The organism is Paractinoplanes hotanensis (assembly GCF_023717965.1).
In the GTDB taxonomy this organism is placed as follows: domain Bacteria; phylum Actinomycetota; class Actinomycetes; order Mycobacteriales; family Micromonosporaceae; genus Actinoplanes; species Actinoplanes polyasparticus.
Window position 1 is genome coordinate 281,475 of record NZ_JAMQOL010000015.1, and the last position, 25,575, is coordinate 307,049.

Consider the following 25,575-nt stretch of genomic DNA (forward strand, 5'->3'; position numbering starts at 1 on the left):
CCCGCCGCACAGCCGGTCAGCGCGAAGGAACGTCCACCATGAATTGCCCGCGATGCGGAACCCGTCTGGACCATCCCGGTCAGGGCCATTCGTGCCGAACCGGCCCCGCCCCGACTGTCCGGCCGCCGGGCCGCTGGCAGTTCGCGCTCGTGGCGGTGCTGGTTCTGACCGCTGCCCTGGTCGTGCACTCGTTGTTGCGGGCGGCGCTCAAGGCTGACTTCGTCGTGGTGCCGGCCTGGTTCCCCGTCACGGTGCTGTCCTTCGCCGTACCGCTGGCTCTGTTCGTGTCGGTCCTGGTGTGGACCAACCTCACCAAGCGCATCGTCGAGAGCTACGGCGGCCTGGTCACGGTGGTCCGGAACTGGGCCATGACGTCGGGATGGCTCATCCTCGTTCTGTCCTACGTGCTACCGGCGAAGACCCCGACGGCCTTCCACCTGGGCCGCGCTGCCGGGGGTCTGCTGCTCATCGCCGGCCTGCTGATCAGCCGGGTGAAGCTCCAGCGCTGGCTGGCCGAACCGACCGTCCGCGCCGACCCGGCCCCGGCTGTCCGCGCCGACTCCGGCGTCAGTGCCCCCGGGTTGGGACAGCGGCCGCTGTTGCCGCCGGTCGAAACCCAGCCCCGGGACTGGGACGCCGCCGCCTGGGACCCCGAGATTCAGGCCGACATCGAGCGACGACGCCGGCGCACCGATCCCTCCCACTGAGCCTTGTGTGTCGGATCGGGGCCGGGCTGCTCGTGGAGTAGGTGAAGGACCGCCTGCTACGAGAGGAACTGACATGACCGCCACCTACACCTGGGACGTCTTCTCCACACTTGACGGCTACGGCTCCTACGCCGAGGGCGCCGACTGGGGTGGCTACTGGAGCAAGCAGGGCCCCGAATTGCTCGAGCACCGGGCCACCCTCTTCGACAGCGGGCCGCGGATGGTCTTCGGGGCCACTACGTTCCGCGAGAACGCTCAGATCATGACGTCGGGCATCGATCCGCACGCGCTGGACGAGTGGAACGTGCGGACGATGCGCGCGCCGGCGACCGTCATCTCGTCCACGTTGACGGACGCTCTCGGCTGGCCGGACGCGACCATCGTGAGCGGCGACGCCGTCGAGATCGTCACCCGGCTCAAGCAGGAGTCGAAGGTGCCGCTGCGCTCGCAGGCCAGCCTGTCACTGAACTGGGCCCTGATGGCCGCGGGTCTGGTCGACCGCCTTCAGGTGACGATTTTCCCCGTCATCTCCGGGCGCACCGGCACCAGTCCGATCCTCGCCGGCGCGGCCGACTTCGACCTCGAACTGCTCGAGAGCCGTACGTTCGACGGCCGTACCCAAGAACTCGTCTACCGCCCCACCCCGCGCTGACGGCTCAGAGCGACACGTTGAGCATCTCGAGGCCGGTGACCGGGCGGAAGCCGGCCGCGGCGTAGAGGGCCAGCGCCGACTCGTTGTCGTTCTCGGTCTGCAGCGAGACACGGCGGGCGCCGGCGGCGCGGGCGGCCTCGACGACGTGGGTCAGCAGGGCGCGGGCCACCCCGCGGCGCCGGGCCCGGGGCGGGACGTAGAGATCGCGGATCAGCCAGGCCTCGCCCAGTGTCAGCGAGGCCGGCATGACCGCGACCGTCACGAAGCCGTGGTCGGCGGCGGCAACCCGCAGGCGTCCGGACGTGACCTGGTCGGTCAGCCAGGCGTGGGTTCGCGCGATGTCCGGCGTCTGTCCGTAGTGGACCCGGTATTCGTCGAAGAGCACGGCCACGGGGGCGACGTCGGTCAGCCAGGCGACCCGCATCAGAGCTCTGCCAACTCGGCCTCGAGCAACGCGGTCACCAGCTTCTGCCGGTCGGCGTCGAGCGCGATTCCCCGGCTCGGGCCTTCGGCCAGCATGAGCACGTAGAGGTGGACGCGATACAGCGCCAGCCGGGTGCGCTCGGCGGCAGTGAACGGGCCGGCTCCGTAGCCCACCACGAACGGATGCGACTCGTCGATCCGCTGGAACAGGGCGGGCGACACGAAGTCGAGCAGGGGATCGCCGTACAGGTAACGCTCGCCGTCGACCAGGCCGCTCAGCGAGCCGTCCGGCGCGACCAGAACATTGCCGTCCCACAGGTCGAAGTGCAGCAACGCCGGCCGTTCGACCGTGGCCAGCACGGCGTGGTGCCGGGCGATCAGGCCGTCGAGCGGGGGCAGCGGCACCGCCCAGGCGTCGGCGTCGGCCCGCAGAGACTCGATCATCGCGTGGAAGGCAGCCGGCCAGTCGGAACCGGATGGGCGGCCGCCGGTGTAGCCGAACAGCGGCCCGCTGACCGTGTGCACCCGGGCAATGGCCGCGCCGAGCTGCTCGCGGGCCCGGGGCGAGTCGCCGTCGGTCAGCGGGCGGCCGGGCAGCAGCGACGAGATGATCCAGTTGTCGCTGCCGGCCAGCACCGCCGGCACGGGGGCCTTTCCGCGTACGAGGGAGAAGTACTCGGCCTCGGCCGGGATCAGCCCACATTCGTACGAGAGAAGGCGAGCCGACGCCGGCGGCCCCACCTTGACCACCACCTCGCGCCCGTCGGTGAGCGAAGCTCGCCACACCGCGGCGAATCCGCCGCCGCTCAGCTCCGAGGCCCCGGTCACGTCGGCGCCCAGGCCGTCCCGGACGATTCCGGCGATGTCATCCACGCCGACCAGCGGTTGAGTGGGACTGCGCATGACCCGAGACGGTAGCCGAAACGCTCGAGGCCGCGGCGGAAGCGGGGTGGCAGAAATTCTTGCGCGGGCCTAGAACAACTACAACACGTTCGAGGCGTTCTACGACTCCGCCTCGTCCAGCGGTGGCGTCTACCAGATGAAGAGCACGACCTGGTGGGATCGCGGTTGGGACTACTGTCTCAGCGTCAACGCAGATCGCTTCGTCACCTACGGCACGTGCAACAACAGGCCGAGGTCGTTCTGGGCGGTCAGCGCCGCGGCCTGACCAGATCCGCATCCGCCGCCGCCCTGGCAGTCAGATCGTGAGGGGTCGCAGTGACAGGGCCGCGGGGGAGTGTTCGGCGAACGTGCGGTAGTGGCGCAGGGCCAGGAACAGCCAGCCGAGGCTGAGAACGGCCAGCACGAGGTACGGGATCAGGGCGCCGAACGTGTCCCAGGCGGTGTGCAGGGCGACCGCGCCGGCGAAGGTGCCCAGGAAGGCGAATGCCCGCCGGGTGCTGGGCGCCGCGATCAGGGCCCACAGCGCGCCGGCGGTCAGGCCGGTCCACGCGGTGTGGCCGGCGGGGGCGGTCAGGCCGCGCAGGAACAGGGTCTGCTCGACGCTGCCGATGTTGCCGCCCGAGGCGAGCAGGGCCGTGAAGGCGTACCCCATGGTTTCGAGGGCGGCGAAGCCCAGGCCCGACGCGACGCCGATGACCAGGCCGTCGGAGGGCAGGCGGCGCTCGTGCCGCCGCATGATCGTGAGCAGCAGGATCAGCGGCACGATGAGCTTGGCCGATTCCTCGATCAGCGCGACCAGCACCATCGGCAGCACGCCGAGGTCGCGCAGCGTGTCGTACTCTCCGGTGCCGGCGACCACGATGCCGATGACGCCGCCGAAGAACGCGGAGATCACCAGGGCCGAGGTCGGCACCTGCCAGCGGCCGGTGCGGGCCTGGGCGAAGGTGAGGAAGGCGAGGGGGACGACGGTCGCGCCGAGCAGGATCAGGGCCGGCACGAAGTTGGGGTTCTGTGTGTGGACCAGGGTCCACAGCACGACGGCGTACAGGGCAAGACCGGTGACCAGGACGCCGAGCCAGGCCCACCGGCGGGAGGTGTGATCGCGCATGGCACGCAGCTACCCCGCCGGTGGGATCGACTCACGGTAATGCGACGCGCGTCGCTCAGTGTGCGACGGCCATCACGGGCTGGTCGCCCGCGTCGACCGGGAGCCGGCTGGGGCGTACGACGGTCCACAGCACCACGACCGCGCCGGCCATGCCGCCCGCGACCACGATCGCCATGGCCGTCGAGCTGTTGCCGAGCACGCCCACCAGCGGGGCGGCCAGCGCGCCGACGCCGAACTGCACCGCGCCGAGCAGGGCGGCAGCGGTTCCCGCGGCCTCGCCGTGCCGCGACAGGGCCAGCGCGGGCGCGTTCGGCATCGCCAGGCCGACGGTGGCCAGCACCAGCCACAGCGGCACGAGGATGCCGGCCAGGCCGCCGAAGCCGGTGGTCGCGGTGACGAGCAGCACGACGCCGAAGACGGCGCCGCTGATCAGGGCAGAGCTGAGGATCTGCGCCGGCGTCCAGCGACGGAGCAGGCGCACGTTGAGCTGGGTGGCGCCGATGAGCCCGACCGCGCCGCCGGCGAAGACGTACGCGAACTGCTGCTCGCTCATGCCGAACTCCTGCTGGAAGACGAAGGAGGAGCCGCTGACGTACGCGAAGAGGGCGGAGAACGCGAGCGCGGCGACCACGATCAGACCGACGTAGGTGCGGTCGGTGAAGAGCATGCCGTAGTCGCGCAGCGTGCCCGTCACCCCGCCGCTGCGGCGCCGGTCGGCCGGCAGCGTCTCGGGCAGGAACAGCGCGGTGGCGGCCAGGATCGCGACGGCCACCACGGTGAGCACCACGAACACGCCGCGCCAGGACGTCCAGTGCAGCACGGTGCCGCCGATGGTCGGGGCGAGGATCGGCGCCACACCGATGACCAGCATCAGCCGCGAGAGCAGCTTGGCCGCGGCGAATCCGCTGAACAGGTCGCGCACGATCGCCATCGCGACGACGGCGGCAGCCGCGGCGCCCAGGCCCTGCAGCACGCGCAGGGTGCCGAGGACGGCGAGGTTCGGGGCGATGACGCACAGCACGGAGGCCAGGACGTGCACGCCGACACCGGCCAGCAGCGGGGTGCGGCGCCCGATCGCGTCGGAGAGCGGGCCGATCAGCAGCTGTCCCAGCGCCAGGCCGAGGAGCGTGCCGGTGAGCGTGAGCTGCACCGCGGCCTCGGTGGTCTGCAGGTCGGTGGCGATCGTCGGCAGGGACGGAAGGTACATGTCGATGGTCAGCGGTCCGAGAGCGGACAGAAAACCGAGGACGAGGACGACACCTAAGCGGCGACCGGCAGGATCTTGGCGCATATTCGGGTTCAAGCCTCCCGCGGCCGAGTTTCTTCCGTCCGGTAATAGTGATCACAACCTCGCCGAATCGCGGTAATCGGCTTGACTCGCCGGGGCGCTGTGCTGCGGAAACGATCAGTGACCGGACCCACGTGTGGTTTCGGCCGGATTCTGTTGTCGTCGGCGACCGGGCGGACAAGGCTGAGTGCCGTACCTGCAGAGAAGGCAAGTGGAAGGCGACTCATGCCCCTGCGTTCCCCAGCACGGGCCTGGGCGGTCTGGGCCGTCGGCCTCGCCGCGTACATCGTCGCAGTGCTGCACCGCACGTCGCTCGGCGTGGCCGGTCTGGACGCGCAGCACCGCTTCGGCATCGGCGCCGGAGCGCTCGCCACGTTCGCCGTGCTCCAGCTTCTCGTGTACGCCGGTCTGCAGGTGCCGGTCGGGCTGTTGCTCGACCGCTTCGGGTCGCTGCGACTGGTGGTCAGCGGCGGTGTGCTGATGGCGACCGGTCAGGCGATCATGGCAACCACCGATCACGTCGGCGGCGCCGTGCTGGCCCGCATCCTGGTCGGAGCGGGCGACGCGATGACCTTCATCAGCGTGTTGCGGCTGGTGCCGCAGTGGTTCCCGGCCAAACGGGTGCCGGTGCTGACCCAGCTGACCGGCATCGTCGGCCAGGCCGGGCAGGTGCTCTCGGCGGTGCCGCTGGCGATCCTGCTGGCCGGTCCCGGCTGGAGCACCGCGTTCTTCGCGACCGCGGGGGCCGGGATCTTCGTCGCGGTCGCCGCGTTCGCCGCCCTGCACGACAGCCCGGCCAAGCGGATGGACAGCGGCGCGTCGATGACGATGCGCCAGCTCGGCGAGAGCCTGGGCAGCGCCTGGCGGCACCCGGGCACCCGGCTCGGGCTGTGGACGCACTTCACCACCCAGTTCATGGGCACGGTGTTCGCCCTCATGTGGGGCTTCCCGTTCCTCGTGGCCGGGCAGGGCCTGCCCCGCGAGACGGCGAGCGCCCTGCTGACCCTGTTCGTGCTGGTCGGCATGGCGGCCGGGCCGCTGATCGGGATCCTTGTGCAGCGGCACCCGCTGCGGCGCTCGTGGCTGGTGCTGGGGGTGGTCGGCGTGAACTCCGCCGGCTGGGCCCTGGTGCTGGCCTGGCCAGGGCACGCGCCGCTGCCGGTGCTGGTGCTGCTGATCGTGGCGCTGGGCCTGGGCGGGCCGGGCTCGATGATCGGGTTCGACTACGCGCGGACGTTCAACCCCCCGAGCCGCCTCGGCACGGCCACCGGCGTCGTCAACGTGGGTGGCTTCGTCGCCTCGCTATTGTCGATCGAATTGATCGGCCTGATTCTCGACGCGCGCACCGGCGGCGGCACGAACTATGACATCGCCGACTTCAAAGTGGCCATGTCGGTGCAATACATCTTCATCGTGATCGGGGTCGTCGGGATCCTGCGAACCCGCAGGCTGGCCCGGCGGCGCATGGCCGAGGAGGGCATCGTGATCCGCCCGCTTCGCGAGGTGTGGGCCGATCGGCGGGGTTTAGCAATCGGCCGTACGGAGAAGGCGAAGGCTTCCACGGGACAGAAGTAGACCGGCAGCAGTGATCCGGCCGGCCCGGCACCGGACGTCAGTAAGGGCAGAGGAGGACATGACTCAGCACGCACCGGACCGTCTATGGTCCGGCATCGACATCCCCAAGACCATCGCCGGAACACTCGCCGCGGTCTCCGCCGCGGTCGTGGGTTCCTTCCTCGGCGTCGCAGGAACGCTGATCGGCGCAGCCGTGGCCAGCCTCATCGGCTCGGTCGGCACCGAGCTCTACGTCCGCTTCATCAACCGCGGAAGCAAGAAGATCGTCTCGACCTTCGTGACCGCTCCGGCCGCCGTCGGCACCCCGACGGTCGTGGCCGCCGAGGATGAGCTGCCCTCCGAGGAGCCGGTCGTGGAGCACAAGCCGGCGCGCAAGGACGTGCGCTGGGGACGGATCGCCGTCATGGCCGGCGCCTTGTTCGTGCTGGCGATGGGCTCGCTCACGGCGTTCGAGCTGCTCACCGGGAAGAGCGTTCCGGCCGCGGTCGGGCACACGACCAGTTCGACCACGACGATCGGGTCCGCCTTCAGCGGCGACAACGGCACCGACGAGAAGCCCGCGACGACGCCGTCGGAGTCGGCCTCCCCGGATTCCAGCGAGGCGCCCGCGGACGGTCAGCCGACCGGCACGCCGACCGCCGAGCCCACCGAGACGCCGGCGACGCCTCCGACCGGGACGACCGAGCCGGCCGACCCCCAGCAGACCGGTGGCACGGATCCGGGCACCGAGCCCACGGATCAGCCCACCGACGGGGAGACTCAGCCGGACGGCACAACGCAGGACGGCACGACGCAGGACGGCACGACCCAGGACGGCACGAACCAGCAGAGCGGAGAGTGACGATGGACGCCAAGGGCGTGCTGACCGAGGCCTTCGGGCGTCTTCCCGACCTGGTGGAGACGGCTGTGCGGGGGCTCACCCCCGAACAGCTGCGATGGCAGCCGGCCGCGGGCGCCAACTCGATCGGCTGGCTGGTCTGGCACCTGACCCGGGTGCAGGACGACCACGTCGCCGAGGTGATGGGGACCGAGCAGGTCTACGCCACCGGCGACTGGGCGGCCCGCTTCGGGCTCAAGGACCCGTCCGACACCGGCTACGGCCACGACGCGTCCCAGATCACGGCGGTCGCGCCGGAAAGCGCGCAGACGCTGCTCGACTACTACCGGGCGGTGCACGACCGCACCGTCGGCTACCTGGCCGGTCTCACCGAGGCCGACCTCGACCGGGTGGTCGACGACAACTGGGATCCGCCCGTCACCCTCGGGGTGCGGCTGATCAGCGTCTACGACGACGACGCCCAGCACGCGGGCCAGGCCGCGTACGTACGCGGGCTGCTGTAGACGAGAAAGCGGGCGGGGACATTCCCGCCCGCTTCTTGCGTCAGGCCGACGACGGCTCGGTCAGCGGCAGCCGTACGAGGAACCGGGTGTCACCCGGCTTGGACTCGAGCCGGATGTCGCCGCCGTGCCCGTTCACGATGATCCGGTACGAGATGTCGAGGCCCAGCCCCGTGCCCTCGCCCACCGGCTTGGTCGTGAAGAACGGCTCGAACACGCGCTTCTTCAGATCCTCGGGCACGCCCGGCCCGGAGTCGCCGATCGAGACCACCAGGTGGTCGTCCTCGCGATAGGTCTTGATCGTCAGCGTGCCGGCACCGGCCATGGCCTGCACCGCGTTGTCGATCAGGTTCGTCCACACCTGGTTGAGCTCGGCCGGGTGGGCCGGCGCCTGCGGCAGCGAGCGGTCGTAGTCCTTCACGACCGTGACCCCGTTGCCGATCTTGTGGGTGAGCATCACCAGCGTGCTGTCGAGGCCGCTGTGCACGTCGATCCACTGGTGGGCCGCGCGGTCCATCTGCGAATACTGCTTCGCCGCCGACACCAGCGACGACACCCGGCTCGTCGCGTCCTCGATGTCGGTCATCAGCTGCTCGGTCTCGAGCGCGTAGCCGATCCAGTGGATGGCCTGGTCGAGCAGCTCGCGCGTGCCGACCCGCTCCTCGATCAGGGTGAGGCACTCGATGTCGATGCCGCCCTGGGCGAAGACGGGCGCCAGGTCCCAGCCACTCGTGACGCTGCGCTCGTCCATCCAGTCGCCGAGCTCGTCCTCGCGGTCGGAGGTCTCCATCGCGGTCAGCGGCTTCGCCTTGGCCGCGCGCTCGATGACGTCCTCCTGCAGCTCGACCAGGGCGACCAGGCGCTCCGGGTCGACCTTGCCGGCGGCCAGCATGGCGAGCTTGTGCCGCATGCCGGCGACCCGCTGGCGCAGCGCGCTGGTGGCCCGCCCGGCGGCCGCGGCCGGGTTGTTGAGCTCGTGCATCAGGCCGGCCGAGAGCGCGCCGAGCGCGGTCAGGCGCTGGCGCTCGCTGACCGCGGCCTGGGTGCTGCGCATGCCCAGGGTGAGGCCCTCGAGCAGGTGGATCGCCATCGGGAACCACTCGCGCATCATGTGCCCGAAGTCGGCCGCGCTCATCACGAAGAAGTCGGCGTCGTCGAGCGCGCGCATGCTCGCCATGTACCGGCGCTCGAGGCCGTCGTCGCGCAGGTAGGACTGGGTGGCGCCCATGTAGACGCCGCGCTGCTCGGTGCGGGTCGTCTCGACCTCGTCCTGGCCGATCTTGCGGGTGAGCGCGATCGTACCGCTGAGCAGCACGAAGAACTGGTCGGCGGGGTCGCCCTCGCGGATCACGACGCCACCGGCGGGCATGTGCATGGTGCAGCCGTGCTGCGAGATCCAGGCCAGCTGGTCGTCGGTGAGCTTCTCGAACAGGAACAGGGTGCGCAGTTCGGCGGGCGTGAGCGCTCCCGGATCGCAGGGAACGAGCCGGACCTCGTCGGTGGTGTCAGCCATGGCTTACTGAGCCTCCAGATAGCGGTGGACCAGCGTGACGGCCATCGCGCCCTCGCCGACCGCCGAGGCCACTCGTTTGACCGAGTTGGCCCGGACGTCGCCGGCGGCGAAGATGCCGGGAACACTGCACTCCAGGTAGAACGGATCCCGCTCCCGATCCCATCCCTTCGGACGGGTGCCATTTGAAAGAAGATCGGGGCCGGTGTAGACGAAGCCCTTCTCGTCGCGGGCGACCGCCTGGCCCAGCCAGTCGGTGCGGGGCTCGGCGCCGATGAAGACGAAGAGGTAACCGCACTCGACGGTGGTGCTCACGCCCTCTTTGCTGTCGCAGATCGTGATGGCCTGCAGGTGGCCGTCGCCCTGGGCGCCGAGCACCTCGCAGCGGGTCCGCACCCGGATGTTTTCGATCTTGTTGAGCTGCTGGATCAGGTAGTACGACATCGACGCCTCGAGCGAATCGCCCCGCACGAGCAGAGTGACCGTTTTGGCGTACCGGGAGAAGAACAGCGCCGCCTGGCCCGCCGAGTTGGCGCCGCCGACGATGTAGACGTCGGTGCCGGCGCAGGAGGGCCCCTCGGTCGAGGCCGAGCCGTAGTAGACGCCCGAACCGGTCAGCTCGGCCACGCCGTCGGCGATCAGCGGCCGGTACGAGACGCCGGTGGCCAGCACGATCGAGTGGGCCGAGATCTCGCCGCCGTCGGCGAACGTCAGGGTGCGGGCCGAGCCGTCCTGCCGCAGACCGGTGACGTCGCGTGTGGTCAGCACCTCGGCCGCGAACTTGCCGGCCTGCCGGCGGGCCCGGTCGGTCAGCTGGGCGCCGGAGATGCCGTCGGGGAATCCCAGGTAGTTCTCGATGCGCGAGCTCTGCCCGGCCTGGCCGCCGACCGCGCGCCGCTCGACCAGCAGCGTCCGGAGGCCCTCGGAGGCGCCGTAGACGGCCGCGCCCAGCCCGGCCGGTCCGCCGCCCACGATGATCAGGTCGTAGAAGTCGCGGCCGGGCGCGGTCGAGAGGCCGACCGCCTCGGCCACCTCGGTGGTGGTGGGCTGGGCCATGGCGCGTCCGTCGGCTGTCACCACCAGCGGGATCGACTCGGGGCCGACGCTCGCGGCCTCGAGCAGGCGGCGGCCCTCGGGCTCGTCGGCGCCGAGCCACTTGTAGGGCACCAGGTTGCGGGCGAGGAAGTCGCGGATCTCGTACGACGGCTCGCTCCACCGGTGGCCGACGACCCGGATGTCCTCCATCTCGCGGTCGCCGGTGGCCAGCCACGCGTCGAGCAGCGCGTCGAGCACGGGGTAGAGCTTCTCTTCGGGCGGGTCCCACGGCTTGAGCAGGTAGTGGTCGACGTCGACGACGTTGATCGCCTGGATGGCGGCGTCGGTGTCGGCGTACGCGGTCAGCAGGGCCCGCCGGGCGTTGGGGAACAGGTCCATCGCCTGCTCGAGGAACTCGATGCCGTTGACCTGCGGCATGCGGTAGTCGGCGAGGATCACGGCGACCCGGCCGCCACGCAGCTTGAGCTCGCGCAGCGCCTCGAGCGCCTCGGCGGCGGACGAGGCGCGGACGATGCGGTACTGGTCGCCGTAGCGGCGGCGCAGGTCACGGGCGATCGCCCGGGAGACCGCGGGGTCGTCGTCGACGGTCAGGATCGCGGGGTGGCCCATGGCAGATACCTCAGCTATCGGCAGTTGGCGTGGCCAGCAGGTCGGAGTATTCGGGGTGGCGGTCCAGGTATCCGATGACGAAGGGGCAGGACGGGACGACGGGGGTGGCCCGGCCACGGGCGTCCTCCAGCGCGGCCGACGCGAGCCGGCTGGCCAGGCCGCGGCCGGAGAAGGACTGCTCGATCTCGGTGTGCATGAGCTCGATCCGGTCGCCGTGGCGGCGGTAGTGCAGCAGGCCGGCCACCTCGCCGCCGATCAGCAGCTCGTAGCGCTGGCGTTCGAAGCTGTCGACCACGGTGGCGTCGCCCGCGTCGGGCACGCCGACCTGGGCGCTGCCCTCGACACGCAGCTTGCGGCGGGCCCGCTCGTAGAAGCTCGTGCGGCCGAGCCGGATCACCTGGGCCGCGGACGGGACGGGCTCGATGCAGAGCCGGTCGTCGGGGCCGGCGTAGCCCTCGACGATGCCGTCGACCTCGATCGCCAGGCGGCCGCTGGTGGGCAGCACGTCGAGGTCGAGCTGTTCCTGCAGGGCCAGCATCAGCGGGCGGTTGAACGAGGAGTGTGCGGCCGCGGCCGTGACGATCAGGCCCTCGACGTTGGGCGAGACGATCGGGCCGCCGGCCGAGAAGCTGTAGGCCGTGGAGCCGGTCGGGGTGGCCACGATCACCGCGTCCGCCGCGTAGTTGACGAAGTTCTTCTTCTCGACCGAGATGCCGATCGCGGCCAGGCCGTCGCCGGGCACGCGCACCATCGCGATGTCGTTGAAGGCCGAGACCTCGCGGCCGTCGGGCAGCTTGGTGCGGACGGCGGTGCGCGCCTCGATGGTGAACTTGTGCTCGTCGATCGCGGTGAGGGCGGCCGGCAGGTCGGGCAGGTCGACCTCGGCCAGGAAGCCCAGGCGGCCCACGTTGACCCCGAGCACCGGGGTCTTGCGCCCCTCGACCAGCCGCATCGTGCGCAGCATGGTGCCGTCGCCACCCAGGCTGACCAGCAGGCCGGCCCGCTCGACCATCTCTTCCGGCGTGACCGCGACGGCCTCGCAGTCGATGCGATCGATCTCGTCGTGCAGACCGAGCACGGTGACATTGCGGCGCTCGGCCCACTGCACGATGGCCTCTATGGCCGACCCGCAGTCGCGCCTCGGGTGCAACACCAGGCCGACGACCTTGACCATGCCCATCCGGTGTGACCCCGCCCCTCGTCCGAACTCAAGAACACAGCCTTGCACGTCGAGCGCCCGATCGGCGAGGGCAGGCGACGGAGCACACGTGGTTCATTCGGGCAGGGTTCCTTCCTATTCCTTGACAGCGTTGTCACGTATAGACAGCCTCCGATTAATCCCCGAATTTCCGGCGCACTAAAAGGACCCCCGACATGCGCCTACGTTGGCTCGCGGTCGCCTCAGCGGCGATCACGATCGGCACCCTCAGTCCCGTCCCCGCGCACGCGGCCGATCCGTCGATCGATCTCGATCCCGGCATGCTCAGCGCCATGCGCCGGGACCTCAAGATCGACAACGGTGAGATCGCAGCCCGGCTGCGCACCGAGGCGGCGGCCCCCGTGGTCGAGAAGCGCCTCAAGTCCAAGCTCGGCTCCGCCTTCGCCGGCGCCTGGATCCCGTCCGGAGCGGCTCGGCTGACGGTCGCGGTCACCGACGCTTCCGCCGCTTCCGTCGTACGGGCTGAGGGAGCCGACGCGAAGGTCGTGGCGCACAGCAGCGGCGACCTCGCTTCGACGCGCACCGCCCTGGACAAGCGGGCTGAATCGGCCAAGTCCTCGGTCGTGCGCGGCTGGTACGTCGATGTCCCGAACAATCGCGTAGTGGTGACGGCTGCCCCCGGCGCCGAGGCCGAGGCTCGCGCGTTCGCCAGAGGCGCGGGCGCGGTGACTGTGGTCACGTCGGCCGAGCAGCCCCGCCCGATGTACGACACCCGCGGCGGCGACCAGTACGTGATCAACGGGAACACGCTGTGCTCGGTCGGCTTCTCGGTCGCCGGCGGCTTCGTCACCGCGGGCCACTGCGGCGGCACCGGCAGCCCGACGCTCGGCTACAACAACGTCGCGCAGGGCAACTTCGCCGGCTCGTCCTTCCCCGGCAACGACTACGGCTGGGTCCGGACGAACGGCAACTGGACCTCCCAGCCCTGGGTGAACAACTACTCCGGCGGCAACGTGACCGTGGCCGGTTCGCAGGACGCGGCCATCGGCAGCTCGATCTGCCGCTCCGGCCGCACGACGGGCTGGCGCTGCGGCACCCTGCTGGGCCGCAACGAGACGATCGTCTACTCGCAGGGTGCGGTCTCCGGCCTGTCCCGCAGCAACGCGTGCGCCGAGCCGGGCGACTCCGGCGGCTCGTGGATCTCGGGCAACCAGGCCCAGGGCGTCACCTCGGGCGGCTCCGGCAACTGCTCCAGCGGCGGCACGATGTGGTTCCAGCCGGTCAACGAGATCCTCCAGGTGTACGGCCTGTCGCTGACCACGACCGGCGGCGGCAGCTCGGGCTCGTCGGTGATCAGCAGCCTCAACAACAAGTGCCTGGACGTGCCCAACGGCAACTTCGCCGACGGCGTACGGGTACAGATGTGGAACTGCAACGGCACGGCCGCCCAGCGCTGGAACTTCGTCAACGGCACCCTGCAGACCTCGAACAACAAGTGCCTCGACGTCGCGTGGGGCTCCACCGCGAACGGCGCCGCCATCCAGATCGTCGGCTGCAGCGGCAACCCGGCCCAGCAGTTCGTCCTGTCGGCCGCCGGCGACCTGGTCAACCCCCAGGCCAACAAGTGCGTCGACATCGACGCCTGGAACGCCAACGAGGGCGCCGTGCTGGTCCTCTGGGAGTGCACCGGCGGAGCCAACCAGAAGTGGCGCCGCGGCTGACCCACCCCTGATCCGGCGTGGTGCCGTAGCGGCAGCGGCACCACGCCTCCACCCCGCCGGCCAGCCGGTGCGCCAGCCCTCGGTCGGCAGATCTGCGGCCGAGGGCGCCTCCACTGCGGCGATTCCACCGAACACGACGGCCGCGACCACCCGGCCGGGGCGGTCAACCGAAGGCGCGGTCGATCTCATCCTCGGTCAGGGCGCCGGTGCGGAACGTTGTGGTGCCGGCGTCGAGCAGTTCGCGGGCGGCGTCCCGCAGGGCTCCGTAGGCGGCCCAGGCCAGCGCGCCGCCGGTGGAGACGCGGCGGACGCCCAGGGCGGCCAGTTCGGCTACCGAGGGGGCGCCGGGGACGGCCAGGACGTTGACCGGGCAGGCCACCTCGGTGACCACGCGGCCGATGTCGCCGGGGGTGCTGAGGCCGGGGGCGTAGACGACGTCGGCGCCGGCTGCCCGGTAGGCGCGCAGGCGTTCGATCGTGTCGTCCAGGTTGTCGTAGCCGTAGAGGTGGTTCTCGGCGCGGGCGGTGAGCACGATGTTGTGGCGGGCGCAGGCCTCGGCCGCGGCGGCGACCCGTTCGATTCCGGACTCCAGGGTTTCGATGCGAGCGGTTGCGGGGTCGTAGTCCTCGATGGAGATGCCGGCCGCGCCCGCCTCGGCGAGCAGGTCGACGGTCTCGGCGATTCCGTCGGGCGCGTCGGCGAAGCAGCGTTCGGCGTCGACGTTGAGCGGGATGCCGACGGCGGCGGTGAGGGCGGCGACGTGTGCGACCAGTTCCGGGCGGGTGACCTGCTGGTCGCGTTTGCCCAGGCTTGCGGCCAGGCCCGACGACGTGGTGGCCAGCGCCGGGAAGCCGAGCGACTCGAGCAGCCGGGCCGAGCCGGCGTCCCACGGGTTCGGCAGCAGGAAGGTTCCGCTCTCGTGCAGCGCGTGGAAGCGATCTCTCATGGCTGAAGCGTAACCGATGAGTTACGCTTTTCGGGTGGACGACGTCGTGGCGGCCATCGCCGATCCGGTTCGCCGGCAGATTCTCGAGGTGTTGCGGGCGGGCCCGTTGCCCGCTCGCCGCATCGCCGAGCGTTTTCCGATCAGCCGGCCCGCCGTCAGCCGGCACCTGCGGGTGCTGCGCGAAAGTGGCCTGGTCCGCGACACGGCCGAGGGGCGCGAACGCGTCTACCGGCTCGACCCTTCACCCCTGACCGAGGTCAAGAGCTGGCTCGCCGGGTTCGTGGATTCCGCCGACGTGTGGAACCGGCGGCTCGACGCCCTCGAGACCGAGGTCTACCGCACCCGCCGCGATCGTCGTGCGGGCCGGGAAGACCGAGAGGAGAGGACGGCATGACCAACGCACCCACGGGCCGGCTCGAGGGCAACGACCTGATTCTGAGCCGTACGTTCCGGGCCGGCATCGAGGACGTCTGGGCCAGCGTCACCGAACCGGGCCGCACCGCGCGCTGGTTCGGCCAGTGGACCGGCGAGGCCGGGCCCGGCCGCACCGTCAAGGTCCAGCTGGCGTACGAGGAGAACAACCCCTGGATGGAGGCGCGGATCGACGCCTGCGAGCCCCCGAACCGGCTGGCCCTCTCCACGATCGACGAGGCCGGCGCCTGGCACCTGGAGCTGCTGCTCACCGCCGTCGGCGGCGAGACCGAGCTGCGCTTCGTGCACCACCTGACGACCACCGAGGGCGTCGGCGAGGTCGGCCCGGGCTGGGAGTACTACCTCGACAACCTGGTCGCCGCCCGCGACGGCCGGCCGCTGCCCGATTTCAACGACTACTACCCGTCGATGAAGGCGCACTTCGAGTCCCTGCGCGGGTCCTGAACGTGCGCCCTAGGATGGCGGTCATGACCAGTGATAAGACGGCTGACCAGCTGCGCCAGGAACTGAAGGACCTCGACGAGGAGCTGGCCGAGTTGCGCCGGGTGGCCGGTGACGTCACCGCCCGTCGCGGGCAGGACAGCGACACCTCGATCGGCCTGCAGGAGCCGGAAGAGATCGCCACCGAGCTGACCGGCCTCGCCGAGACCGAGGCCGTCATCGGCACTCTCGAGCAGCGCCGCGAGCGCATCGAAGCGCAGATCAAAGAACTGGGCTGAGGGAACGCCGGGCAGGGCGGGCAGGGCATAGGGGCAATACGACCTTAAAGCGACCTTAAAGATCATCCTGGATGGGGTGAATCGGCGGGCTGCTTCCAAGGATGGGCTGGTCCGGCTCACTACGGAGGCAAGTCAGAGATGCGTCGCCAACGAAGTTTCATCCTGTCCGGTGTGGTCGCGGTCGTGGTCGGGATCACCACCTGGATCGCCCTGCCGGCGTCGGCCGCCGCGCCGACCGCCACGCTGCGTACGGTCTCCGACTGGGGTTCGGGCTGGCAGGCCGAGGTCACGATCAAGAACACCGGCGCCGACGCGATGTCGTCGTGGAAGGTCGAGGTCGACCTTCCGGCCGGCGGCGCGATCGGCAGCTACTGGGACGCCGACCTGGTCTCCGCGGGCAGCCACCGGACCTTCACCAACCGGGGCTGGAACGGCAGCGTCGCCGTCGGCTCGACCGTGACGTTCGGCTTCGTGGGCTCGGGCGGCAAGCCGGCCAACTGCAAGCTCAACGGCGCGCCGTGTGCGGGCGGGACGACGACGCCGACGACCGCGCCGACCACGGCCCCGACGACGAAGGCGCCGACCGTCGCCCCGACGACGAAGGCGCCTACGGCCGCGCCGACGACAACGAGGCCGGCCGAGGTCCCTCCGGCGAGCAACGTGCTCCCGGTGGCGGTCCGGAACGAGACCGGGCGGGGCGACAACGTCTTCCTGTACGTGCTGGGCACCAATCTGACGACCGGCAAGCTCGGCTACGTCAACGCGGCCGGCGCCTTCACCGCGTGGACCGGCGGCGGGCCCGTGCCGGTGCCGGCGCCCGACGTCGCCATCGCCGGCCCGGCCGACGGCGCGACGACCACACTGAAGCTGCCGAAGAACCTCTCCGGCCGCCTCTACATGTCGTTCGGGCAGAAGCTGGACTTCCGGCTCACCACCGACGGTCTCGTGCAGCCGGCGCCGTGGGCGGGCGGCGACCCCAACCGCGACATCCTGTTCGACTGGAGCGAGTTCACCCTCAACGACTCCGGTCTGTGGCTCAACAGCTCGCAGGTCGACATGTTCGCCGTGCCGCACGTGGTCAGCGTGACCGGCGGCGACGGGCGCACCGCGAAGACCGGTGAGGTCAAGGCGGGCGGCCGGCAGCGGGTCATCAACGCGGTCAAGGCGTCGCCGGACTTCGCCCGGAGCGTGGTCACCCGGGGCGACGGCACGGTGCTGCGCGTGCTGGCGCCGGGCAAGGCGGCCGACGCGGGCCTGATGAGCCCCACGTACCTGGACTCGTACATCACGAGCGCCTGGAACGCGTACGCGGGAAAGAACTTGACTGTCGTGCCGTTCACCGACCGGCCGGACACCAGGTTCCTGGGCCGCACGACCGGCAACGTCATGAACTTCACCGACAGCACCGGCCGGACGGTCGCGTCCTTCACGAAACCGTCCACCGCCAACGTGTGGGGCTGCGACGGCGCTCTCGGCGCTCCGAACGACCTGGTCGTGGGGCCGATCGCCCGGACGCTGTGCGCGGCGCTGACCCGAACCACGCTGGGCCGGCTCGACACCCAGCCCAGCGGCACGGCGGCCGACTTCTACCAGGGCAACCCGGCCAACCTGTACGCCAAGGTGATCCACGACAACATGGTGGACGGGAAGGCGTACGCGTTCGCCTTCGACGATGTGCAGAACCAGGAGTCGCTGGTCCACAGCGGCGACCCGCGAACCGCCGGGATCACGTTGTCGCAGTTCTGATCCGGTGAGTCGTCTGCGATCCGGCACCGTCGCCGTCCCGAGCGTGGGGTTCGGGGCGACGACGGGCAGGCCGCCGTCCTGAGCGTGGGGTTCGGGGCAGCGACGGGAACGCAGATGGATGAGACGGGAGCGCCGGCCACCGCCGCGGGAGGGGACCGCGCGGTGGCCGGCGCTCCCTTTCCTACAGGTACGTCGTGAGCCAGTCGACCGTCTCGCGCAGGTAGTCCGCCCGTGACGAGCGGTGCAGCAGCTCGTGGCCCTCACCCGGGAAGAGCAGGTAGCGGTGGGGCACACCGCGGGCCTCGAGCGCCCGCACGACCTGCTCGGCCTCGATCACCGGGACGTTGCTGTCGTTCTCGCCGTGGACGATCATCAGCGGCGTCCGCAGGCGGTCGATCCGGGTGATCGGGGAGAGGTCGGCCAGCAGCTCGCGGTCGGTGACCGGGTCGCCGTACTTGGAGACGGCGGCGGCCGCGATCCACGGCTCGGTGTGCTCGTAGAAGGTCGCGAAGTTGGACATGCCGCAGACGTCGATGCCGACCGCGAACAGGCCGGGGAACGTGGTCAGGGCGGCCAGGGTCAGATAACCCCCGTACGAGCGGCCCATGATGCCCAAGGTGGAAGCGACGCCGGACCCCGTCAGGTAGCGGGCGCACGACCGCACGTCCTCGATCGCCGCGTAGCGCAGCCCCAGGTTGTCGGCGTTGACGAAGCTGCGGCCGAAGCCCGACGACCCCCGCACGTTCGGGGCGAAGACGGCGATGCCGCGGTCGGTCAGCGACTGGAAGAGCGGCCCGTGGCCCGGCCTCTCCTGTGCCTCGGGCCCGCCGTGGAACCACAGCACGGTCGGGTGCGGCCCGTCGCCCGCCGGCCGGAACAGCCAGCCGGTCAGCGTCAGCCCGTCGTGCGCGGCGAACGTCTCGAGCGTGGGCCGCACCGCGTTCGGCGCCGCCGCCTCGGCCGACACCGCCTCGACGCCGGTCGCCGACGAGACCCATACGCCGTGCGGCTGGCCCGGCCCCTCGGCCGTGAAGGCCAGCGCGGAACCGTCGAACGACCACGACGGGCCGCTGACGACCCAGCCCGGCAGCGGGGTCACCGGCCGCCGCGCGCCCGAGTCGAGGTCGATCAGCGTGAGTTCGGACAGCCCGCCCCGCACGTTCCACAGCACCGCGGCCGTACGCCCGTCGGCCGTGATGGTGAACGACTCGACCTCATCGGTCTCGGACGCGGCCAGCACCTCCACGCCGCCCTTGGCCACCCGGATGAGCGCCGGCAGCTCGCCGGACTCGGTGCGGGCGTACACGGTTTCGCCGTCCGGCCCGAAGACCGCCTGCTCGCCGGCTGTGACGAACTCGTCGACGCCGGTCAGCAGGTCGCGGACCACGATGTGCCGGTCGCCGCGCGGCCCCACCCGCAGCAGCGCGCGGTCGCGGCCGGGCGACACGTCGAGCAGCGAGATCAGCTCGCCCCGGGCGACCACCGACCGCTCGCCGGAGACCGCGTCGATCAGCAGCGCCGTGGTGAGGTTCTCGGTCAGCGCGAGCAGCGACCGGCCGGGCAGCCAGCGCACGTTGTCGGCCGTGCCGTCGCTGAAGCCGCCCACCTGGTGCAGCTCGGAGCCGTCCGGCCGCACCAGCCACACCTCGTGCCGGGGAGCGCCGCCCGGAGCCACCAGGCAGGCCAGCCAGCCGCCGCCGGTCGACCACTGCACCGCGGCCACCGGGGCCTCGCCCGTGTCGACCAGGAACGTCAGCTCGCTGCCGACCGGCTGCACCCACACCTGAGGGCGGCCGCTGCGGTCGGAGACGTACGCGGCGTGCCGGCCGTCCGGCGACAGGGCCGGCGACCAGCTTCCGGAGACTTCCGAGGGGAAGGAGCCCGTCTCACGATTCGTCCAGCCCATCGGCAGCACGGTGACGTCGACACGGTTGAACTGACCGGTCATACGGGTCCTCCCTCGTTGTCTAGATTCCTTTGTCCTGCAGCCACATCTCCAGCAGGGCGAGCTGCCACAACTGGTTGGCGCCGAGCGTGGTGCGCGGGGTGTTCGGGTCGGCCAGCAGCGCGTCGACGTACTCGGGCCGGAAGAGGCCCCGATCGCGGGCGGCCGGTGCGAGGAGCGCGTCCCGCACCTTGTCGAGCATCGCTCCTTCGAGGTGCCGGATGCCCGGAACCGGGAAGTAACCCTTGGTGCGGTCGATCACTTCGTCGGGCACCACCCCGCGGGCCGCCTGCTTGAGCACCCCCTTGCCGCCGTGCGCCAATTTCAGAGCGGGCGGGCAGGCCGCGGCCAGTTCCACCAGCTCGTGATCGAGGAACGGTACGCGAGCCTCCAGGCCCCACGCCATAGTCATGTTGTCGACCCGTTTGACCGGATCGTCGACCAGCATCACCTGCGAGTCGAGTCGCAACGCCGCGTCGACCGCGGTGTCGGCGCCGTGCCGGCCGAAGCTCGCGGCGACGAACTCCCGGCTGACGTCGTCGCCGATCAGCCACTCGGGGCTCAGCTGCCGGGCGAGGTCGGCGTGCGGGCGGTCGAAGAACTCTTCCGCGTACGCGTCGACGGCCCCGCCGTAGGGCACGTGCTCAAGTGGCGGATACCAGCTGTAGCCGGCCAGGATCTCGTCCGCACCCTGCCCCGATTGTACGACCTTGACCGACTTCGAGACATCCTCGCTCAACAGGTTGAACGCGATGCAGTCGTGCGACACCATCGGCTCGCTCATGGCCGCCACCGTGCGGTCGACGGCGGGCAGGAACCGGTCCTTGCCGATCCGGATCTGGTGATGCACGGTGTCGAACTGCTTCGCCACGATGTCGGAGTAGGCGAACTCGTCGCCGGTCTCGCCGCCCGCCGCCTCGAAGCCGATGCTGAAGGTCGTCAGCCCGCGCTGCCCCTGCTCGGCCAGCAGCGCCACGATGTAGCTGGAGTCGATGCCGCCCGAGAGCAGCACGCCGACCGGCACGTCGGCCACCATCCGCCGCTCGACCGCCACCTTCAGCTTCTCGTGGATCAGCTCGGGCCACTCGGCGTCCGCGACCTCGGGCCGGCGCGTGAACGACGCCTCCCAGTAGACCTGGTCGGTCGCGGTGCCGTCGGCCCGGATCACCCGGACCGTGGCCGGGGGCAGCTTGCGGACGCCGTTGACGATCGTGCGCGGCGCCGGCACCACCGAGTGGAACGTCATGTAGTGCTGGAGCGCGACCTTGTCGATCGACTTGTCCACGCCACCGGCGGCCAGCAGCGCGGGCAGCGTCGACGCGAAGCGCACCCGGCCCCGGGTCTCGGCCAGGTAGAGCGGCTTGATGCCGAGCCGGTCGCGGGCCAGCACGACCGTACCGCTGTCGTGCTCGACGATCGCGAAGGCGAACATGCCCAGGAAGTGCTGCACGCAGTCGGCGCCCCAGCGGTGGTACGCCTTGATGACGACCTCGGTGTCCGAGGTCGAGAAGAACTTGTAGCCGTACCCCTGAAGCTCCTCGCGCAGCTGCTTGTAGTTGTAGACGCAGCCGTTGAAGACCAGTGAGAGGCCCAGTTCGTCGTCGGTCATGGGCTGGCTGCCGGCCTCGGAGAGGTCGATGATCTTCAGGCGGCGGTGGCCGAGCGCGATCGGTCCGCGCGCCCACAGGCCCTCGCCGTCGGGGCCGCGCGATTCCAGGCAGGGCAGCATCCGGCGGACCGCCTCGGTGTCCGCGAGGTGCCCGTCGTACCGCAGTTCGCCCGCGATTCCGCACATGATTTACCGAACCTCCCTGTCGTCGGTTTCGATCAGGTCACCGGGCTGTAACACGCCGGTCACCCGAGCAACCAGGTGTCCTTCGAGCCGCCGCCGCGCGACGAGTTGACGATCATCGAGTCGGCCGGGGCGACCCGGGTCAGCGCGGCCGGGGCGACCACCGACTCGCTGCCGGTGAAGACGAAGGCGCGCAGGTCGACGTGCCGGGGCGCGAGCTGGTGACCGTCGAAGACCGGGTGTGTCGAGAGGTTGACGACCTCCTGGGCGACCCACCGGTGCGGCGCGGTGCGGATCTGCCGGCGTACGGCCGCCAGGTCTTCCGGCGAGGCGTGGGGGCCGATGACGATCCGGTCGCCGCCGTAGCCGTCGACCGGCTTGCAGACCAGCTCGTGCAGGCGGTCGAGCACCTCGGCCCGCTGCTCGGGCAGGCCGCACAGATAGGTCGGCACGTCGGCCAGCATCGGCTTCTCGCCCAGGTAGTACTCGATCAGCTGGGGCACGTAGGCGTACACGGCCTTGTCGTCGCCGATCCCGTTGCCCAGCGCGTTGGCCAGCACCACCGTGTCGGCGTGCAGGGCGGTGACCAGGCTCGGGCCCAGCGGCATGCCGTCGGCGCCGGGGGAGTGGACCAGGCTGTCCTCGCCCATCCGCAGATAGATGACGTCGACCGGGTGGCGCTTGCCGTCGCGGATCCGGAACACCCGGGTGTCGTCGACGAACAGCTCGGTGCTGCGGACGACCGGGACGCCCATCTCCTCGGCCAGCATCCGGTGCTCGAACCAGGCCGAGTCGTCCGGGCCCTGGCTGAGCACCACGATCTTCGGGCTGTCGCCGGCGGCCGGTCGGGCGGCGTCGGTCAGCGCGCGGCGCAGCAGCTCGGGGGTGCGCTCGACCGAGATCAGGCCGTCCGGCTCGGGCAGCTCGGGCAGGACGCTGTCGGTGAGGCGGCGGTTCTGCATGGCGTACGCGATGCCGGACGGCACCCGCAGGTTGTCCTCGAGCACGCACCACTTGCCGTCGGTGTCGCGCACCAGGTCGACCCCGGCCACCTGGGCCCGGACCCCCGCGTGGGCGACCAGGGCGCCGCTGGGGCGCAGCTCGGGCGAGCCGTCGAGCACCCATTCGGGCACGATGCCGTCCCGGACGACGTTGCGCTCGCCGTACACGTCCTGAATGAACAGGTCGAGCGCGCGCACCCGCTGCACCAGCCCGACCCGCAGCGCGGCCCAGTCCGCCGCGGGCACGATGCGGGGTACCAGGTCGAACGGGAACAGCCGGGTGGCAGCCTCGCCGGCCACGCTGAACGTGATGCCCCGCGCGCGCTGCTCGTCGTCCTTGGCGTCCTCGCGGCGACGGAGGCCGGCCGATCCGAGGGCCGTCAGGACATTGGTGATTCCCGCGTACGCCGGATCGACCTCACCGCCGGGGAAGGCCTCGTCGCCGGCGGCGGCGTACGGGAACAGCCCGGCCGGAACCGTCTGCCCCTCGGGGCCGATGCCGGTCGCGCCGCCGCGCGTGTCGGCCACCACGAGGTCGACCACGTCGGAGATGCGGCCGCGGCGGGCCAGCGCCCGGCGCTGGCGGGCGGCCGAGCTGCCCCGGCTGAGCGCCCGCACCGACAGATCGAAGACCTGCTCCCAGTCGCCGAGCTCCTCCAGCTGAGGACGCAGGTCGCCGACGAGCCGCTCGACGGCGACCGCGGCCGGCACCGGCTGCGGCGAGCGCGGCAGATCGAGCAGGTCGCCCTCCAGGCCCGAGCGGGCCGCGCGCCACATCGCCGCGCGGTGCAGCGGCGGCCGGGTGGGCGTGAAGGGGCGATCGGCGCGGTAGTCCTGCTGGGCGCGCAGCACGAGGCCCCGGAACAGGCCGGCGATCAGCACGACCGTGTCGACGTCGGGGCTGGAGTCGGTGACGCGCAGCTCGACCGTGGGCACGTGGGCCGACGGGCGCACGTCGAAATAGACCATCTTGGGGTCGGTGATGGTGCCCGAGGCGATCAGGTCGGCCACCAGCTCGTCGAACTCGGCCGCGCTGTTCAGCGGGCCCGGGTCGCCGGCGGTCGGCCAGCGCAGCCAGACCAGCGAGCGCACGCTGGCGTAGCCCGAGTCCTCACCCATCCAGTACGGCGAGCTGGTGCTCAGCGAGAGCAGCGTGGGCAGCGCCGAGGCGACCCGCTGGGTGACCGCGACCGCCTCGTCCCGGTCGGGCACCCCGACGTGCACCTGGGCGCCGCAGATCAACTGCTCCCGGGCCAGCATCTGGTAGTCGTCGAGCATCCGCCGGTAGCGCGAGGTGGGCGTCACGGGGAGTGACTCCAGGTCGACCAGGGGGACCGTGCCCGAGGCGACCAGGCCCAGCCCGAGCGACTCGGCGACGGTGATCGCGGTGCGCCGGCGATCGACGATGGCGTCGCGCAGGCCGTCCAGCGTCTGTGCCACCGGCGTGTTCGTCTCGACCACGGAACGGTGCAGCTCGGCCGAGAAATGGGCCGCGTCGAGCCGGTCGAGGATCTCCTGCGCCTTCGGTACGAGCTCACGGGTGACCAGGTCAACGACGTGCAACTCCTCTTCGACACCGAGGTCGAGGCCGTGGCTCGCCGTAGCATCACCCGAGGTGACGCTCAAAGACTCCGTCATGGGACCGCCCTTCTCCTGGCCCAACTCTGCCTTGTCGGAGCCTCGCCATCACATGTGCCGAATCTGTCACGTGCCCGTTTCACATCAGTGCCATGCATGACTGTGACGACACAGCAGCCGGTGGTCGGGCCAAGTGCGCACACGCTGTAACCTCGGGCCGAACTCTCTCCAGGAGGTTGTTTGATGAGCAATGTCGTCGTGGTGACCGGATCCGCCGGTTTGATCGGCTCCGAGTCGGTGAGGCACTTCGCCGGCCTCGGCATGGACGTCGTCGGCATCGACAACGACATGCGCAGCTACTTCTTCGGCAAGGACGGCTCCACCCGGTGGAACCTGGACCGCCTGACCAAGGAGGTCGGCGACCGGTACACCCACCACGAGATCGACATCCGCGACCGGGACGGGCTGGCCGCGCTCTTCGCCAAGCTGGGCAGCAACATCGGCCTGGTCATCCACGCCGCGGCCCAGCCCTCGCACGACTGGGCGGCCAAGGAGCCGTTCACCGACTTCGACGTCAACGCGGTCGGCACGCTCAACATGCTGGAGGCGGCGCGTGCGCACGCGCCGAGCGCCCCGTTCATCTTCACCTCGACCAACAAGGTCTACGGCGACACCCCGAACCGGCTTCCGCTGGTCGAGCAGGAGACCCGGTACGAGCTGCCCGCGGACCACCAGTGGCACCAGGGCATCGACGAACAGATGTCGATCGACCAGACCCTGCACTCGGTCTTCGGCGCATCCAAGGTCGCGGCGGACGTGCTGGTTCAGGAGTACGGCCGGTACTTCGACATGCCCACGGCGGTCTTCCGGGGCGGCACGCTCACCGGGCCGGGTCACTCGGCCGCCGAGCTGCACGGCTTCCTGGCGTACGTGATGAGGTGCGTCATGGAGCAGCGGATGTACCACATCTACGGGTACAAGGGAAAGATGGTGCGGGACGCCATCCACTCGCACGACCTGGTGTCGGCGTTCGAGGCGTTCCACAAGGCGCCCCGCGTCGCCGAGGTCTACAACATGGGCGGCGGCCGCTTCTCGAACTGCAGCCACATCGAGGCGTTCCAGATCGCTTCGGATATCACGGGGCTCGAGGCGCGCACCGACTACGTCGACCAGGCCCGCACTGGCGACCACCAGTGGTGGATCAGCAGCACGGCCCGATTCGAGCAGCACTACCCGGACTGGAAGATGACGTACGACGTGCCGGCGATCCTGCGCGAGATGTACGAGGCGAACCAGGACGTCTGGAAGCCCGCCGCGAGTTAGCTGTGGCTTGCCTGAGCGCGCTCGCGCCGTAACTGCGCGTTAAC

General features: G+C 70.8%; 22 protein-coding genes. 11 read left to right on the plus strand and 11 right to left on the minus strand.

The window, feature by feature from the left end; translation table 11 throughout:
- Nucleotides 1-149: 149 nt before the first annotated feature.
- Both LXN57_RS12840 and LXN57_RS12845 read left to right on the plus strand, forming a co-directional pair.
- Nucleotides 150-707: a hypothetical protein gene (locus tag LXN57_RS12840; protein WP_251798285.1), complete on the plus strand. Its 558-nt coding sequence runs from the start codon at nucleotides 150-152 to the stop codon at nucleotides 705-707.
- Nucleotides 708-780: 73 nt separating this feature from the next.
- Entirely contained in the window at nucleotides 781-1,359 is a 579-nt protein-coding gene (locus LXN57_RS12845; protein ID WP_251798286.1) for a dihydrofolate reductase family protein, read from the plus strand.
- 4 nt (nucleotides 1,360-1,363) lie between these two features.
- On the opposite strand, the gene LXN57_RS12850 is transcribed toward LXN57_RS12845, so the two are convergent.
- The 4 genes from LXN57_RS12850 to LXN57_RS12865 form a co-directional block, all read right to left on the minus strand.
- On the minus strand, nucleotides 1,364-1,783 hold the full coding sequence (locus tag LXN57_RS12850) for a GNAT family N-acetyltransferase (RefSeq protein WP_251798287.1): 420 nt from the start codon (nucleotides 1,781-1,783) through the stop codon (nucleotides 1,364-1,366).
- Nucleotides 1,783-2,685 (minus strand): phosphotransferase family protein, encoded by a 903-nt coding sequence (locus tag LXN57_RS12855; protein WP_251798288.1) that lies wholly within the window; start codon nucleotides 2,683-2,685, stop codon nucleotides 1,783-1,785. The genes LXN57_RS12850 and LXN57_RS12855 overlap by 1 nt, the downstream gene beginning before the upstream one ends.
- A gap of 295 nt (nucleotides 2,686-2,980) precedes the next feature.
- Nucleotides 2,981-3,793 (minus strand): PrsW family intramembrane metalloprotease, encoded by an 813-nt coding sequence (locus LXN57_RS12860; RefSeq protein WP_251798289.1) that lies wholly within the window; start codon nucleotides 3,791-3,793, stop codon nucleotides 2,981-2,983.
- Nucleotides 3,794-3,848: 55 nt separating this feature from the next.
- Nucleotides 3,849-5,084 carry a multidrug effflux MFS transporter gene (locus LXN57_RS12865; protein ID WP_251798290.1) on the minus strand — a complete coding sequence of 412 codons (1,236 nt, stop codon included), beginning with the start codon at nucleotides 5,082-5,084 and terminating at the stop codon, nucleotides 3,849-3,851.
- Between the two features lie 222 nt (nucleotides 5,085-5,306).
- Here LXN57_RS12865 and LXN57_RS12870 point away from each other — a divergent pair, with 222 nt between their 5' ends.
- Genes LXN57_RS12870 through LXN57_RS12880 form a run of 3 tightly spaced genes read left to right on the plus strand, consistent with a single transcriptional unit; the run spans nucleotide 5,307 to nucleotide 7,997 of the window.
- Complete coding sequence (locus tag LXN57_RS12870) at nucleotides 5,307-6,656, plus strand: MFS transporter (RefSeq protein ID WP_251798291.1); 1,350 nt, start codon at nucleotides 5,307-5,309, stop codon at nucleotides 6,654-6,656.
- A gap of 58 nt (nucleotides 6,657-6,714) precedes the next feature.
- Nucleotides 6,715-7,497, plus strand: a complete 783-nt coding sequence (locus LXN57_RS12875; protein WP_251798292.1) for a hypothetical protein — start codon at nucleotides 6,715-6,717, stop codon at nucleotides 7,495-7,497.
- 2 nt (nucleotides 7,498-7,499) lie between these two features.
- Nucleotides 7,500-7,997: a mycothiol transferase gene (locus tag LXN57_RS12880; protein ID WP_251798293.1), complete on the plus strand. Its 498-nt coding sequence runs from the start codon at nucleotides 7,500-7,502 to the stop codon at nucleotides 7,995-7,997.
- Nucleotides 7,998-8,037: 40 nt separating this feature from the next.
- On the opposite strand, the gene LXN57_RS12885 is transcribed toward LXN57_RS12880, so the two are convergent.
- Genes LXN57_RS12885 through LXN57_RS12895 form a run of 3 tightly spaced genes read right to left on the minus strand, consistent with a single transcriptional unit; the run spans nucleotide 8,038 to nucleotide 12,349 of the window.
- Nucleotides 8,038-9,507, minus strand: coding sequence for an ATP-binding protein (locus tag LXN57_RS12885; protein WP_251798294.1), 1,470 nt, complete (start codon nucleotides 9,505-9,507; stop codon nucleotides 8,038-8,040).
- Nucleotides 9,508-9,510: 3 nt separating this feature from the next.
- Complete coding sequence (locus LXN57_RS12890; protein WP_251798295.1) at nucleotides 9,511-11,169, minus strand: NAD(P)/FAD-dependent oxidoreductase; 1,659 nt, start codon at nucleotides 11,167-11,169, stop codon at nucleotides 9,511-9,513.
- 10 nt (nucleotides 11,170-11,179) lie between these two features.
- Nucleotides 11,180-12,349, minus strand: a complete 1,170-nt coding sequence (locus LXN57_RS12895) for an NAD(+)/NADH kinase (protein ID WP_251798296.1) — start codon at nucleotides 12,347-12,349, stop codon at nucleotides 11,180-11,182.
- Between the two features lie 194 nt (nucleotides 12,350-12,543).
- Between LXN57_RS12895 and LXN57_RS12900 the strand changes: the two genes are divergently transcribed.
- Nucleotides 12,544-14,049 carry a ricin-type beta-trefoil lectin domain protein gene (locus tag LXN57_RS12900; RefSeq protein WP_251798297.1) on the plus strand — a complete coding sequence of 502 codons (1,506 nt, stop codon included), beginning with the start codon at nucleotides 12,544-12,546 and terminating at the stop codon, nucleotides 14,047-14,049.
- Between the two features lie 163 nt (nucleotides 14,050-14,212).
- On the opposite strand, the gene LXN57_RS12905 is transcribed toward LXN57_RS12900, so the two are convergent.
- Entirely contained in the window at nucleotides 14,213-14,995 is a 783-nt protein-coding gene (locus LXN57_RS12905; protein WP_251798298.1) for an isocitrate lyase/PEP mutase family protein, read from the minus strand.
- 34 nt (nucleotides 14,996-15,029) lie between these two features.
- On the opposite strand from LXN57_RS12905, the gene LXN57_RS12910 reads away from it, so the two are divergent.
- The 4 genes from LXN57_RS12910 to LXN57_RS12925 all read left to right on the plus strand — a co-directional run bounded on the left by LXN57_RS12910 (nucleotide 15,030) and on the right by LXN57_RS12925 (nucleotide 17,892).
- The gene (locus LXN57_RS12910) at nucleotides 15,030-15,389 is read left to right on the plus strand and encodes an ArsR/SmtB family transcription factor (RefSeq protein ID WP_251798299.1); all 360 of its coding nucleotides are present in this window, start codon (nucleotides 15,030-15,032) and stop codon (nucleotides 15,387-15,389) included.
- Entirely contained in the window at nucleotides 15,386-15,871 is a 486-nt protein-coding gene (locus LXN57_RS12915) for an SRPBCC family protein (RefSeq protein ID WP_251798300.1), read from the plus strand. The genes LXN57_RS12910 and LXN57_RS12915 overlap by 4 nt, the downstream gene beginning before the upstream one ends.
- 23 nt (nucleotides 15,872-15,894) lie before the next feature.
- Nucleotides 15,895-16,146 (plus strand): hypothetical protein, encoded by a 252-nt coding sequence (locus LXN57_RS12920; protein ID WP_251798301.1) that lies wholly within the window; start codon nucleotides 15,895-15,897, stop codon nucleotides 16,144-16,146.
- 138 nt (nucleotides 16,147-16,284) lie between these two features.
- Complete coding sequence (locus LXN57_RS12925) at nucleotides 16,285-17,892, plus strand: beta-1,3-glucanase family protein (RefSeq protein ID WP_251798302.1); 1,608 nt, start codon at nucleotides 16,285-16,287, stop codon at nucleotides 17,890-17,892.
- Nucleotides 17,893-18,073: 181 nt separating this feature from the next.
- Here LXN57_RS12925 and LXN57_RS12930 read toward each other — a convergent pair whose 3' ends face one another.
- From LXN57_RS12930 to LXN57_RS12940, 3 genes are read right to left on the minus strand one after another with little or no spacing between them, the layout of a single operon-like run.
- The gene (locus tag LXN57_RS12930) at nucleotides 18,074-19,840 is read right to left on the minus strand and encodes a S9 family peptidase (RefSeq protein ID WP_251798303.1); all 1,767 of its coding nucleotides are present in this window, start codon (nucleotides 19,838-19,840) and stop codon (nucleotides 18,074-18,076) included.
- Between the two features lie 19 nt (nucleotides 19,841-19,859).
- The gene (locus LXN57_RS12935; RefSeq protein ID WP_251798304.1) at nucleotides 19,860-21,632 is read right to left on the minus strand and encodes an N-acetylglutaminylglutamine amidotransferase; all 1,773 of its coding nucleotides are present in this window, start codon (nucleotides 21,630-21,632) and stop codon (nucleotides 19,860-19,862) included.
- A gap of 59 nt (nucleotides 21,633-21,691) precedes the next feature.
- Nucleotides 21,692-24,268 carry a carboxylate--amine ligase/circularly permuted type 2 ATP-grasp protein gene (locus tag LXN57_RS12940; protein WP_251798305.1) on the minus strand — a complete coding sequence of 859 codons (2,577 nt, stop codon included), beginning with the start codon at nucleotides 24,266-24,268 and terminating at the stop codon, nucleotides 21,692-21,694.
- A gap of 183 nt (nucleotides 24,269-24,451) precedes the next feature.
- Here LXN57_RS12940 and LXN57_RS12945 point away from each other — a divergent pair, with 183 nt between their 5' ends.
- Nucleotides 24,452-25,531 carry an NAD-dependent epimerase/dehydratase family protein gene (locus LXN57_RS12945; RefSeq protein ID WP_251798306.1) on the plus strand — a complete coding sequence of 360 codons (1,080 nt, stop codon included), beginning with the start codon at nucleotides 24,452-24,454 and terminating at the stop codon, nucleotides 25,529-25,531.
- Nucleotides 25,532-25,575: the final 44 nt, after the last annotated feature.